Below are 13,321 nucleotides of genomic sequence, written 5' to 3' on the forward strand. Positions count from 1 at the left end.
GGTTGTCAATAGATTAAATAAGGAATAAAAAAGGAGGCACCTACTGGGGGAATAGTAGATGCCTTAAAAATATATACTTATTAGGGGGAGAGATATATAATTTCCGCTCTCATATATAATTCTTTCCGTTATTTAGAATTTTATACATTTTTTTACGAAGCTCAGAAATAAATATCAACAAAGGAGTAACAACAAAATATTATTGTTGTAAGAAAGACTCTGTATTAGCCTTTCTTAATTTTAATATATGTAAATATTCATAAAATGACACAAAATGATAAAAAAAACTTTTTTTTTCAAGATAATTTTTTAAGTGTTTTTGTTATTGATTTATTTATTTATGATAAGTTTAAATTAATAAGGGACATAATGGATATAATATTTACAATGGCCCTTTAATAAAATTAATTAATTTAAAATGAGGTTAACTTATGCTATAATACTTAATAATATAAAATATATATACGTAGGAGAGTGGTAAAGGTTGGATAGTTCGACCGGTAGTTTGGTTCAAATAGTTTTATTAGTAATTTTATTAATAGCGTCAGGATTTTTCTCTGCATCTGAGACAGCATTAATGTCACTTAGCAGAATAAAAATAAGACATATGGAAGAAGATGGAGTTAGAGGGGCAAAATTAGTAGGTTCTTTAATTGAGAATTCTAATAGATTGCTTACGTCCATATTAATAGGAAATAACATAGTTAATATAGCAGCAACATCTATATCTACTTCATTATTTATAACTATATGGGGATCACAAGGTGTAGCAGCAGCCACAGCTTTGATGACTGTATTAGTATTAGTTTTTGGAGAAATAACACCAAAAACTATATCAGCTAGTACTCCTGAAAAAGTAGCATTAACGGTGGCTAAACCAATTAAATTTTTTATGATAATATTAAAGCCAGTAGTGGCAATATTTAATGTTATTACTAAAATAATATTTAAACTTCTTGGTGTAGATGATCATGGTGTAAGACCATTTATTACAGAAGAAGAGTTAAAAACCATGGTAAATGTAAGTCATGAAGAAGGTTTATTAGAAATGGAAGAAAGAGAAATAATCAATAATGTTTTTGAATTTGGTGATATGCAAGCAAAAGAAGCTATGGTTCAAAGACTAGATATTGTAGCTATTGATGCAGAAGATAGTTATGAAGAAATAATTGAATTATTTAAAACAGAAAAGTTAAGTAGAATGCCTGTATATGAAGAGACAATTGACGATATTATAGGCATATTAAATATAAAAGATGTAATATTCTTAAATGATGAAGAAATAGATAATTTTGATATAAAACAATATATTAGAGATCCTTTCTTTACTTATGAGTTTAAGAAAATTACTCAACTTCTTGAAGAAATGAAAAAAGACAAAAGCCAAATGGCTATTGTAGTAGATGAATATGGTGGTACAGCAGGTTTAATAACAATAGAAGATTTAGTAGAAGTTATAGTCGGTGACATAGAAGATGAATTTGATGAGGATGAAGATGAAATAGAAGTAATTAGTTCTAATGAGTTCCTTGTTGAAGGAAGTACTAAAATTAGCGACGTAAATGAAGTTTTAAATATTAATTTAGAATCTGAAGAATTTGACTCTATAGGAGGATATATTATAGGATATATCAAACACATACCAGAGGAAAATGAAGTTATAGAAGTAGATAGGGTTAAATTTAATATAGAGTCAGTAGACAAAAACAGAATAAAGAAAATCAGAATAATGTTATAGCAAATAAAGCACTGTTTTAAACAGTGTTTTATTTGTATTTTTAAATAAGGTGGATTTTGTATATAAAGATTATATTGAGTATATAATCAAAGATATAGAAAGGAATGATGTGTGTGTCTGTATTGAATAAATCCTTTTTACATAAGTTAAAAAACAATGTAATATTTTTTGTTATATATTTAATACTGTTTTTATTAGTTGTAAAAACTTTTGGGTATATAGCTCCATTCTTTATAGCAGGTTTGTTAGCTGTTATTATAAACCCTATATCTGAAAAACTAAAAAGAAAGTTTAAAGTGAATAAAGGAATATCAACCTTATTTTTAAGTTTATTAGGTGTTGGTTTAGTTATATTTTTAGCGTCATCTTTACTAGTAAAAGGAAGTCAACATTTAGTTTCTTTTTTAAATAACATAGACAGTAATAGTTATTCATATTTGGGAATAATGATAAACGATTGGGTAAGTAACCTAGATAAATATGTTAACTATTTTCAGGGAATATCTAACAATAGTATAGATATCCAAAGCTTAGTAGCAAACTACGGAAAGAATCTTGCTGATATAGCTAAGACAATGTTAGCAAAAATAATAGATTTGGCAACATCTTTGCCAACAGTAGTGCTTATAATAATAACATTATTTATGTCTACATATTTCATAGCTAAGGATTTTGATAAAATAGAGAATGCTTTTTTAAGTATTTTTACAGATGACACAAAAATAAAAGTTCGTAGAGTGAAAAATGAAATAATGTATTCAATAAAAGGTTACATAAAAGCATATACAATTCTAATGAGTATTACATTTTTAGTTATATGGATAAGTTTCTCAGTATTTAAGGTTCCTTATGGATTACCTTTAGCTATAATAGGAGCTTTACTAGACTTAATACCTTTCTTAGGTATAATTGTAATATTTGTTCCAGTTATAATTTATTACTTTGTTATAGAAAATTACGTTGTATCCATAGGAATAGCAATAGTATTTATAGGATTATCAATACTTAGACAAATATTAGAGCCAAAGTTAGTATCAGCAAATGTGGGAATAAGTCCATTGCTTACAATAGTAGCTATATTTGTAGGTATACAGGTAGGAGGAATACTAGGCATAATATTCTTTTTAGGATTATTAGTTATGCATGACATATTAGAAAAAGTAGATATATTATAAAAAAAGGCTAACTTTAAAGTTAGCCTTTTTTACATGTTAGGAAAATATAGTTTTTATTTACAGTCACATCCGTCTTGGCAATCACAATTATCAATTTCAATTATTTCTTTTGTATTTATATCTATTAGATTAATCTCTAATTCAAATTCATCTTCCGTATTGTCATCATTTAATATTTCTATTGTTGCTACAGAATGAGTACCATCTTTTGGGATAGCAGTACTGCCAGGATTTAGAATTATAATATCTCTATCTACAGATAATTCTTTTACATGAGTATGACCTTGAATAAGTATATCTACACCTAATTCTCTGGCTTTATTTATTATATCTTCTCTTGATGATTGATACCCGTGATCCATAAGTACACTAATGTTATCTATTTTTTTATGTACAAAAGGAGATTCAATTGGATGATTTATAACCATTTGATCTACATCAGCATCACAGTTACCTCTAGCTATTGTAATATTATCTAGTTTATTTACTATTTCTATTACAGCTTTTGGGTTATATCCTTCAGGAAGATCATTTCTAGGTCCATGGTATAATACATCACCAAGATGAAGTAATATATCACAGTCTGACAAAGTATCCAATGCTTTTTCTAAATAAGGTAAACTTCCATGAGTGTCACTAAGAACTCCGATTTTCATATTCTTTCCTCCTATAATTTATAAGAATTTCTCACACACCCTGCTCCAAAACTCATAATTTGATGTTCTAAGGAGTTTGATTTTTCTATCTGATATGGAAAGACTTATATTATCTATTTCATTAAAATTATACTCTAAACCATCTACCACGACTAGGGTAGAATTTTCAAATTCACACTCTGGAGATACATTAACAACAGAGTCATGTGAACATATAATGCTTGATGTGAAACATCTATAAGCATTTGTGTTTATTGGTGATATGGGGGCAACTTGAATAACGTTTAAACTTGTGTCAACAATACTACCACCTACGGCATAATTATAAGCAGTAGAACCGGCAGATGTTGATATTATTAAACCATCCCCGCTAAAGTTTTGTACACGTTTGTTGTTTATATCTAATTTTAGATGGATGGTTCTGGATTTATCACCCTTAACAACAGCTTCATTTATTCCAAAAATGTTAAAACAGCCATGGTTAGTGGCAACTTTAGTTTCAAGAAGAGGTAACTCCTGAGTTACGTAATCCTCTTCCAAATAAGATTGAATAAAAGCATCTATATCCTTTGGAGTTATATCTGGAAAAAAACCTAAATGGCCAGTATTAATTCCTGCTAAAGGTATACTTGGAATATTATAATCTCGAATAGTTTGCAAAAAGCAACCATCTCCACCTATAGATATTATTAATTCTGCTTTAGGGTTATATTCATAGTCAACATCAAATCCAACTTCAATTAATTTTTTATGTAAAATATCTCTAGTCTCAAGAGATTTTTGTACTTTATTAGAATTTATTGTTATAATTCTCCCCATTTTTTCACCTCATTTATTAGTTGTATTATATCAAATATATGTAAATTAAGGAAATATTCTTCATTATAAAAACATGTTATAATGTAAATATTTATACAAAAAGAGATAAAAACCTCTATTTATTTTAATAATTTAAAAAAATTGGAATTATATTCTTTAAATAATTTTATATGATATACTTATTTTGGGAATAATTATAGGAAAATGTTGTAAATGGAGGTGTAAGATTATGTCGGTAGAAAAGGTTAAAGAATTTTTTAAAGAGTACAATAAAGATAATGATATTATGGAACATGAGTTATCTTCAGCAACAGTTGAATTAGCAGCCCAGGCAGTGGGAGTTATTCCAGCTAGAATTGCAAAGACACTTTCCTTCAAAAACAAAGAAGGTGACAATGCCATATTAATTGTTACAGCTGGTGATGCTAAAATTGATAATAAGAAATTTAAAAGCGAATTTGGACATAAAGCTAAAATGTTGACACCAGAGGAAGTATTAGAATATATAGGTCATGGTATAGGAGGAGTATGTCCCTTTGCCATTAAAAATGATCAAGTAAAAGTATATTTAGATGTTTCCATGAAGAGATTTGATACAATTTTCCCAGCAGCAGGAAGTAGCAATTCATCTATAGAACTAACTTGTGATGAGCTAGAAAGATTTTCTCATTCACAAAAGTGGATAGATGTTTGCAAAGGATATGAAGAAATGGAAGAAGTTAAATAAATTTTATTAAATATTCAAAATCACACAAATTATGGTGTGATTTTTTTTCTTTTACTTATATAAATATATGAAATTATGGTAAGATAAATAATATTAAGTAAAAGTAGGTGAGCACATGTTTAGAAAAGAAGATCAAAAGTATAATATTATTTCATATATAAATGAAGATGAAAATTTAACGTTAAAAGAAGTATTATTAGATAAGCTAAATTTTTCAGTAAGATCTTTATCAAAAATGAAAAGATACAAAACTGTAAAAGTAAATAATAAATATATTAGACCAGGAGATAAAATAAATAAAGGTGATTTAATTGAAGTTAAAATTGAGGAAGAGATGGCAGATTTTAAGCCTCAAGATTTAAAGTTACCTATTTTATATGATGATTTTGATATAATAATGGTAAATAAACCACCATTTATGGTAGTTCATCCAACAAAGAGCCATTTTGAAAACACTATTGCCAATGGTGTTACACATTATGTTGTGAAAAAAAGTGAAAATGTAAAAATAAGATTTGTAAATAGACTTGATATGAACACATCAGGCTTAGTTATTGTGGCGAAAAATCCTTATGCTCAATTTGTATTATCATCAGATATGAAAGAAGATAAAGTAGAGAAAATGTACATAGCTGTAGTAAAAGGTGTAGTTAAAGAAGATTTTGGAACTATAAATGAGCCAATATACAGACCTACTGATGATAGTATAAAAAGAATAGTTCATGAAGAAGGACAACCATCAGTAACACATTTTGAAGTAGTAGAAAGATTAAAAGATGCTACAGTTTTAAAACTAAAACTAGAAACGGGAAGAACACATCAAATACGAGTTCATCTAAATCATATAGGTCATGGAATAATAGGTGACGAGTTATATGGGTATGTGGATGAAAAGTTAATTAATAGACAAGCTTTACATGCTTTCAGTTTAAAGTTTAAACAACCAAGAACTAGAGAGGATTTAGAGTTTAAGGCGCCACTTCCAAAAGATATGGAAGAATTAATAGAAAAATTAAAATAAAAATTTAGGGAGGTTATTAGATATGGTTATACATAAGTATATTATTCATGTTCTTGATAGAAATAGTGAAGGTCCAATACTAAACGATTTTGAAGGAAAAAACAATATAGAGGTAGATAAGTTTTTCCAAAAGATAATTAATAGAGCAATAAAAGACGACGATTTAAGAAAGGCAGTATTTAAAGATTATAATGATAATATAATAAAAAATTGTTGTGAGCAAATAATCTACGATGATGATACTTTCGTTCATAATTCAAAAGAAATAGCTTCATATTTATTTGATATAATGAAAAAATATGAAGATATAGATTCATGTGACTTGGCTATGTGTTTATATAGTGTTAAAGATGAAAAATATGTGGGAATAGTAAAATTAGATTATAAGAAGCTATACACTCATTCTATAGAATTATTAGATGAAAAATTCAACATACAAATAATAAGTAATGAAATAGGAATCCCAGATACAGGAAGACAAAAGCAGTGTGCATTAGTTGGAATTAATGGAATAAATGACGAATTCCATTTGAGATTATTAGATAAAGATTCAGAAAAAGAAGAAGATCCAGAAAAGAAATCAAGATTTATAACTGAGTTTTTAAATGCTGAAAAAGTTACAGATGACAAGTTTAATACAAAAACTTTCAAAACTACGGCAGATAACTGGATAACAAATGCTATGGGTAACAATATTAAAAAAGCAGAAGATGTTAGAAGTTTATTAAATTATACTCTAAAAGAAAAAGAAGAAGTAGACATAGAACAATTTGTGGAAAAATCAATAGATGATGATAACTTAAAGGAAAGTTTCAAAGAACTAATGGTAGATAGAGGAATTGAAACTAATTTTAATATAGACAAAAAATGGGTTGAGAAAAAACTTAAGAAAAGAAGTATAAAAACAGATAACGGATTTGATATAAAAGGAAATCTTGTGGATTTTGAAGACCCTATGAAATATAGTGTTAGACAAAATGAAGATGGCACAGTTGATATAATAATAAAAAATGTAAGTTTCTATGAAGAAAAATAATAAAAATACTAATATTAGTTTTAAATTTATAAAAACTAACTTTGAATATGCTACAATATATTAAGAAACAATTTTATATAGATTTAGGTTCTTATTAAAGATTAATAGGGAAAGAGGTGAAATTCCTCTACAGCCCCCGTTACTGTAATGTGGACGAAACTCAATATACCACTGTAAAAATGAGCGAAGCGAGTTTTTTATGGGAAGGAGAGGAGTAGGTTGATACTAAGTCAGGAGACCTGCCTAAATTAAAAAGTGAATTTCTTCGGGGTGAAGGAAGTATCTTAAAAGACATATAATGTCAAAATACAGATATAGAAGCCTAGCCTTATGGTTAGGTTTTTTTTATTCTAAACTTAAATGTATGGGGGGAAAACTTATGAAGAAAAAATTATTACCATTGTTATTATGCTTAATTATGCTTTTTACAGCAGCTTGTAGTAACAAAAAAGAGCAAACTATAACAGATAGAGAAGGAAATGAAGTCAATATACCAACAAATATTGAAAAAATAGTATCTACAGCACCATCTAATACAGAAATATTAGCAGGTTTAGGTGTGGGAGATAAAATTGTGTGTATGGATACATTTTCAGAAGGTATAGAAGGGGTAAATAAAGATGTAAAGAAAATGGATTTTACTTCACCAGATGCAGAGGCAATAATTGAATTGGAGCCGGATATAGTAATAGCTTCAGGGCACAATAAAGTAGGTTCATCTGAAGATCCATTTAAATCCCTTAGTGATGTAGGAATACCTGTAGTATACATACCTAGCAGTGATAGTATAGATGGAATTTATAAAGATATAGAGTTTATTGCTTCTATAGTTAATAAGAAAGATAAAGGCGAAGAAATAGTTTCTAATATGAAAAGTGAAATAGAAAAAGTAGCTAAAGTTGGAAAAACTATAAAAGATAAAAAGAAAATATATGTTGAAATAGGGCCAGCACCTACTTTATATAGTATTGGTAACTCAACATTTTTAAATGAAATGGTTGAACTTATAGGAGGAGAAAATATATTTAAAGATCAAAAATCATGGATATCACCTAGTGAAGAATCTGTAATAGATGCCAATCCAGATGTAATACTAACTACAGTTAACTATGTGAAAAATCCAGAAAAAGAAATAAAATCTCGTGACGGATGGGACAATATTAAGGCTGTAAAAAATAATGAAGTTTATTATATAGATGCAAATTCATCTTCTCGCCCAACTCAAAATATAATAAAAGCTTTAAAGGAAATGGCTAAAGCCGTATATCCAGATGATTATAACAAATAGAAAAAAGATAGTTATAAGTATAATTGTATTATTTGCAATTATTTGGTTAGGAACATCTATAGGAAGCTCGGATATAAGTATATTTGATACATTGTCCATAATAGGTAATAAAACCTTAAATTTACATTTACCAGAAAATGTTACACAAAAACATATTTCTATAATATGGAAGCTTAGGTTACCAAGAGTATTATTAGCATTTTTAGTTGGGGGATGTTTAGCAACTAGTGGAGCAGTAGTTCAATCCATACTAAAAAACGAATTGGCATCACCCTTTACCTTAGGGGTATCTTCGGGAGCTTCTTTGGGAGCAGGGCTTATAATAGTTACAGGAATATCAATACCATTAATAGGTGGATTTACGTTACCATTTATAGGGTTTATATTTGGATTAATTACCATGTTTTCAGTAATTGTTTTTTCAACAAAAATAGATAAGACTATGTCAAATAATACAGTGGTTCTTGTAGGTATGGTTCTATCTTTATTTGTAAATGCATTACTAACTACTTTAACAGCATTTTTTAGCAATGATCTGAAAAGTATAACCCTTTGGCAAATGGGTAGTTTTGCCATGAGAGGATGGACTTACGTAGGATTAATATTACCATTTTTCTTAGTTGGAATGTTAGGTGTATTTAGGTATACAAAAGAGATGGATATTCTTACATTTGGAGAAGAACAAGCCAAGGCTGTAGGTGTGGACACATACAAAGTGAAGAAAAAATTATTTGTTTACTGTGCAATATTAACAGGAGGATCTGTAGCTCTTAGCGGGACTATTGGATTTGTAGATTTAATAGCCCCTCATGTAGTAAGAAAGGCTTTTGGTTCAAATCATAAATATGTTATACCTATGTCTTTTTTATTTGGAGGAGGACTAATGGTAATATCAGACTTAATCTCTAGAACAGTGTTTGCACCAATAGAACTGCCAGTGGGAGCAGTTACAGCGTTAATAGGCGCACCATTTTTTGCCTATGTATATTTTAAAAAAGGAAGTTGATATTAAATGTTAGAAGTTAAAAATCTTTATTGTGGTTATGATGGAAAAGATATAATTAAGAATATTAGTTTTAATGTAAAAAATGGAGAAAACCTATGTATAGTTGGCCCTAATGGCTGTGGTAAAAGTACATTATTAAAATCTATAGTTAATATTATTGATTATAAAGGAAGTATAAAAATAGATAATAAAGAATCATTTATGCTTAGTAGAGTAGAATTAGCAAAAAAGGTTGGGCTTATGAGCCAAATATCTCAGTTATATTTCCCATACACTGTTTATGATACTGTATCTCTAGGAAGGTATGCTTATTCAAAGGGACCTTTTTCAAAGCTTTCTTATAAAGATAAACAAGTAATTGTAGATAGTATGAATAAAGTAGGTGTATATGACCTTAAAGATAAGATGATTACAGAATTATCAGGAGGCCAATTACAAAGAGTATTTTTAGCTAGAATATTTGCACAAGATCCAGATATAATTTTACTAGATGAGCCAACAAATCACCTTGATTTTAAAAATCAAATAGATCTTTTGGAAAATCTTAATGAATGGGTAAAAAATAACAATAAAATTGTAATAGGTGTACTGCATGATTTAAACCTAGTGCAATATTTTGCAGATAAGGTCCTTATGATTAAGGATGGAGAAGAAGTTTCTTATGGAACACCAGAAAATGTATTAAAAGACAAATTGCTAAATGATATTTATGGAATAGATATAAAAAATTTTATGGTGAATATTTTACAAAAATGGGCTTAATATTAAAAAAGTAAAAATATACAAAATAAAAAAATTGAATAAGTTACAAAATATGTTATAATAAAAAAATAAAAATTGAATACATGAGATTTTAAGGTTCTATGTACAATAGATTAAAAGGGAAAGAGGTGTGATTCCTCTACAGCCCCCGTTACTGTAATGTGGACGAAACTCATTAAGCCACTGTGGTATTACCATGGGAAGGTGAGGAGTAGAATGAAGCTAAGTCAGGAGACCTGCCTAAAATCATAAAGTAGTTTCTTCGGGGTGAAGAAAATATTACATTATGAAACATTATGTTTTGACCTTTGAAATAACAAAGCATTTATGTTTAAAATCTATGTATATATTTGCCTAACCTTTTGGTTAGGCTTTTTTTATGACAATTTATAGGAGGAAAAGACATGAAGAAAAGATTATTAGCAATTATAACATGTTTTGTACTAATGTTTGCTGTAGGATGCAGCAGCAACAAAGAGACAACTGTTACTGACAGAGAAGGAAATGAAGTAAAAGTACCAACTAAATTAGAAAGGATAATTTCTGCAGTACCATCTAATACAGAAGTTTTAGTAGAACTTGGTGTAGCAGACAAATTAGTTGGAGTAGATAAGTATTCAGAAGGAATAGAAGGATTAAACAAAGATATTCCTAAAATGGATATGAATAACCCAGATGCAGAAGCAATAATAGCATTAGAGCCAGATATAATAATAGCATCAGGACACAATAAAATAGGTTCTGCAGAAGATCCATACAAAGCAATAGTAGAAGCTGGCATACCAGTAGTTTATATACCAAGTAGTGATAGTATAAAAGGAATATACAAAGATATAGAGTTTATAGCTTCTTTAGTAAATGAAGAAAAAAAAGGTGAAGAAATAATCACTAATATGAAAGCAAAAATATCTAAGTATGAAGAGTTAGGTAAAACTATTAAAGATAAAAAGAAAGTATACTTTGAAATAGGTCCAGCACCGAATTTATTTACTTTTGGTCACAGTACATTTTTAAATGAGATGATTGAAGTAATAGGAGCAGAAAATGTATTTAAAAATGAGAAAAGCTGGTTTGCTCCAACAGAAGAAGCAATATTAGATGCTAACCCAGATGCAATATTTACAAACGTTAATTATGTAAAAAATCCAACAAAAGAAATATCATCGCGTAATGGATGGGAAAATATAAAAGCAATTAAAAATGGGGATGTTTACTATATAGATTCAAACTCATCTGCACGTGGAAACCAAAATATAATAAAAGCTTTAGATGAAATGGCTAAGTCTATATATCCAGATGTATATGGAAAATAAAAATAGAAAGAAAATATTATTAAGTGTGTTAATTGCATTTTTTATTATAAGTATGGGAGCTTCCAATGGAAGTTCCCATATTAGCATTTTAGATACTATATCAATTATATTAAATAAAATTTTCAACTTACCACTTAATGAAACCATAACATCTCCACAAATATCTATAGTTTGGAAAATAAGATTACCAAGGGTATTATTAGCATTTATAGTTGGTGGATGTCTAGCTGTAAGTGGTGCTGTAATTCAATCTGTATTAAAAAATGAGCTGGCATCACCATATACACTAGGAGTATCTTCTGGAGCATCTCTTGGTGCAGGATTAGTAATAGTTTCAGGTGTATCAATACCATTTTTACAGGGACTTACCCTACCTTTAATAGGGTTTATTTCAGGCTTAGCCACTGTATTTACAGTTATAACTTTCGCATCTAAAATAGATAAAACAATGTCAAACAATACAATTATTTTAGTAGGAATGGTATTTTCTTTATTTGTAAATGCTTTGTTAACCACATTAATAGCATTTTTTACTGAGGATTTAGAAAGTATTACGCTATGGCAGATGGGCAGTTTTGCCATGAAGGGATGGTCATATGTAATTCTTATTACACCCTTCTTTATTATAGGAATGTTAGGAGTTTTTAGATTTACAAAGGAAATGGATATACTTACTTTTGGGGAAGAACAAGCTAAATTAGTTGGAGTTGATACACAAAAAGTGAAAACAAAGTTATTTGTGTATTGTGCTGTTTTGACAGGAGGCTCAGTAGCCTTAAGCGGAATTATAGGATTTGTAGATTTAATTGCACCTCATATTGTAAGAAAAATATTTGGCTCAAATCATAAATATGTGGTCCCTATGTCATTTTTATTTGGTGGATGTTTAATGGTTGTAACGGATTTAATAGCTAGAACTGTATTTTCACCAATGGAACTACCTGTTGGGGCAGTAACAGCTTTAATAGGAGCACCATTCTTTGCTCATATATATTTTAAAAAAGCTAGGTGATATTAAATGTTAGAAGTAGAAAATTTATATACAGGATATGATAAAAAAGAAATAATTAAAAATATTAATTTTAAGGTAAAAAGAGGTGAAAATCTTTGTATTGTAGGGCCAAATGGATGTGGTAAAAGTACACTTTTAAAATCCATTGCCAATATTCTTGAATACAAAGGCAATGTAAAGATAGATGGGAAGGAAGTAAGTAAGATTAGCAGATTGGAACTGGCTAAAAAAATAGGTTTAATGAGTCAAATAACTCAACTATATTTTCCTTATACTGTTTATGATACTGTATCATTAGGAAGATATGCATATTCTAAAGGAGCATTTGCCAGATTATCTTCTAAGGATACTGAAATAATAATTGATAGTATGAAAAAAGTTGGCATATATGAATTAAAAGATAAGATGATCACTGAATTATCAGGAGGACAACTTCAAAGAGTTTTTTTAGCAAGAGTATTTGCTCAAAATCCAGATGTAATTTTACTTGATGAGCCAACTAATCACTTAGATTTTAAGCATCAAATAGAATTATTGGAAAATTTAAATGATTGGTCAAAAAATAATAATAAAATAGTTGTTGGTGTATTACATGATCTGAATTTAGTTCAGTATTTTGCCGATAATGTTCTTATACTTAAAGATGGAAAAGAAGTTGAATATGGACTTCCTGAAGAGGTACTTAGTGGATCTACATTAAATAAGGTTTATGGAATAGATATAAAAGATTTTATGAAAAATATTCTACAAAAATGGGCTTAGATATAT

Annotated in this window: 13 protein-coding genes and 2 riboswitches; of the genes, 11 read left to right on the forward strand and 2 right to left on the reverse strand. The window is 28.5% G+C overall.

The genetic code is table 11. From position 1 onward, the window contains the following. Window positions 1–484 precede the first annotated feature (484 nt). Together JW646_RS11890 and ytvI are read left to right on the forward strand one after the other, a co-directional pair. The gene (locus JW646_RS11890) at window positions 485–1,738 is read left to right on the forward strand and encodes an HlyC/CorC family transporter (protein ID WP_148555925.1); all 1,254 of its coding nucleotides are present in this window, start codon (window positions 485–487) and stop codon (window positions 1,736–1,738) included. 113 nt (window positions 1,739–1,851) lie between these two features. Then, window positions 1,852–2,913 (forward strand): sporulation integral membrane protein YtvI, encoded by a 1,062-nt coding sequence (ytvI, locus tag JW646_RS11895; RefSeq protein ID WP_228415286.1) that lies wholly within the window; start codon window positions 1,852–1,854, stop codon window positions 2,911–2,913. A 53-nt stretch (window positions 2,914–2,966) separates the two neighbouring features. On the opposite strand, the gene yfcE is transcribed toward ytvI, so the two are convergent. After that, window positions 2,967–3,569 (reverse strand): phosphodiesterase, encoded by a 603-nt coding sequence (gene yfcE, locus JW646_RS11900; RefSeq protein ID WP_148555926.1) that lies wholly within the window; start codon window positions 3,567–3,569, stop codon window positions 2,967–2,969. A gap of 18 nt (window positions 3,570–3,587) precedes the next feature. Next, entirely contained in the window at window positions 3,588–4,388 is an 801-nt protein-coding gene (locus JW646_RS11905) for an NAD(+)/NADH kinase (RefSeq protein WP_148555927.1), read from the reverse strand. A 229-nt stretch (window positions 4,389–4,617) separates the two neighbouring features. Between JW646_RS11905 and JW646_RS11910 the strand changes: the two genes are divergently transcribed. From JW646_RS11910 to JW646_RS11950, 9 genes are all read left to right on the forward strand, one after another. Beyond that, on the forward strand, window positions 4,618–5,115 hold the full coding sequence (locus JW646_RS11910) for a YbaK/EbsC family protein (RefSeq protein WP_148555928.1): 498 nt from the start codon (window positions 4,618–4,620) through the stop codon (window positions 5,113–5,115). Window positions 5,116–5,230: 115 nt separating this feature from the next. Further along, entirely contained in the window at window positions 5,231–6,136 is a 906-nt protein-coding gene (locus JW646_RS11915) for an RluA family pseudouridine synthase (RefSeq protein ID WP_148555929.1), read from the forward strand. Window positions 6,137–6,158: 22 nt separating this feature from the next. After that, the gene (locus JW646_RS11920; RefSeq protein WP_074914288.1) at window positions 6,159–7,172 is read left to right on the forward strand and encodes a nucleoid-associated protein; all 1,014 of its coding nucleotides are present in this window, start codon (window positions 6,159–6,161) and stop codon (window positions 7,170–7,172) included. Window positions 7,173–7,240: 68 nt separating this feature from the next. Then, a riboswitch (cobalamin riboswitch) is annotated at window positions 7,241–7,433 on the forward strand. A 118-nt stretch (window positions 7,434–7,551) separates the two neighbouring features. Further along, a complete protein-coding gene (locus JW646_RS11925; RefSeq protein ID WP_148555930.1) occupies window positions 7,552–8,460 on the forward strand; it encodes an ABC transporter substrate-binding protein in 909 nt (302 codons plus the stop codon). Beyond that, entirely contained in the window at window positions 8,444–9,466 is a 1,023-nt protein-coding gene (locus JW646_RS11930) for a FecCD family ABC transporter permease (RefSeq protein ID WP_228415287.1), read from the forward strand. Before JW646_RS11925 ends, JW646_RS11930 begins: the two co-directional genes overlap by 17 nt. A 6-nt stretch (window positions 9,467–9,472) precedes the next feature. Continuing rightward, a complete protein-coding gene (locus JW646_RS11935; RefSeq protein WP_148555932.1) occupies window positions 9,473–10,228 on the forward strand; it encodes an ABC transporter ATP-binding protein in 756 nt (251 codons plus the stop codon). Between the two features lie 77 nt (window positions 10,229–10,305). After that, window positions 10,306–10,486, forward strand: a riboswitch (cobalamin riboswitch). A 146-nt stretch (window positions 10,487–10,632) separates the two neighbouring features. Next, window positions 10,633–11,541: an ABC transporter substrate-binding protein gene (locus JW646_RS11940; protein ID WP_148555933.1), complete on the forward strand. Its 909-nt coding sequence runs from the start codon at window positions 10,633–10,635 to the stop codon at window positions 11,539–11,541. After that, window positions 11,531–12,553, forward strand: a complete 1,023-nt coding sequence (locus tag JW646_RS11945; RefSeq protein WP_228415288.1) for a FecCD family ABC transporter permease — start codon at window positions 11,531–11,533, stop codon at window positions 12,551–12,553. Before JW646_RS11940 ends, JW646_RS11945 begins: the two co-directional genes overlap by 11 nt. Before the next feature lie 6 nt (window positions 12,554–12,559). Then, window positions 12,560–13,315 (forward strand): ABC transporter ATP-binding protein, encoded by a 756-nt coding sequence (locus JW646_RS11950; protein WP_228415289.1) that lies wholly within the window; start codon window positions 12,560–12,562, stop codon window positions 13,313–13,315. The last annotated feature ends 6 nt before the right edge of the window (window positions 13,316–13,321 follow it).

This window comes from Terrisporobacter hibernicus, from assembly GCF_020809405.1.
Lineage (GTDB): Bacteria > Bacillota > Clostridia > Peptostreptococcales > Peptostreptococcaceae > Terrisporobacter > Terrisporobacter petrolearius.

Coding starts and splice junctions, on each gene's coding strand:
- JW646_RS11945 (WP_228415288.1), top strand. CDS start 11,531: ATGGAAAATAAAAATAGAAAGAAAATATTATTAAGTGTGTTAATTGCA.
- JW646_RS11935 (WP_148555932.1), top strand. CDS start 9,473: ATGTTAGAAGTTAAAAATCTTTATTGTGGTTATGATGGAAAAGATATA.
- JW646_RS11905 (WP_148555927.1), bottom strand. CDS start 4,388: ATGGGGAGAATTATAACAATAAATTCTAATAAAGTACAAAAATCTCTT.
- JW646_RS11915 (WP_148555929.1), top strand. CDS start 5,231: ATGTTTAGAAAAGAAGATCAAAAGTATAATATTATTTCATATATAAAT.
- JW646_RS11940 (WP_148555933.1), top strand. CDS start 10,633: ATGAAGAAAAGATTATTAGCAATTATAACATGTTTTGTACTAATGTTT.
- JW646_RS11910 (WP_148555928.1), top strand. CDS start 4,618: ATGTCGGTAGAAAAGGTTAAAGAATTTTTTAAAGAGTACAATAAAGAT.
- yfcE (WP_148555926.1), bottom strand. CDS start 3,569: ATGAAAATCGGAGTTCTTAGTGACACTCATGGAAGTTTACCTTATTTA.
- JW646_RS11920 (WP_074914288.1), top strand. CDS start 6,159: ATGGTTATACATAAGTATATTATTCATGTTCTTGATAGAAATAGTGAA.
- JW646_RS11950 (WP_228415289.1), top strand. CDS start 12,560: ATGTTAGAAGTAGAAAATTTATATACAGGATATGATAAAAAAGAAATA.
- JW646_RS11930 (WP_228415287.1), top strand. CDS start 8,444: ATGATTATAACAAATAGAAAAAAGATAGTTATAAGTATAATTGTATTA.
- JW646_RS11925 (WP_148555930.1), top strand. CDS start 7,552: ATGAAGAAAAAATTATTACCATTGTTATTATGCTTAATTATGCTTTTT.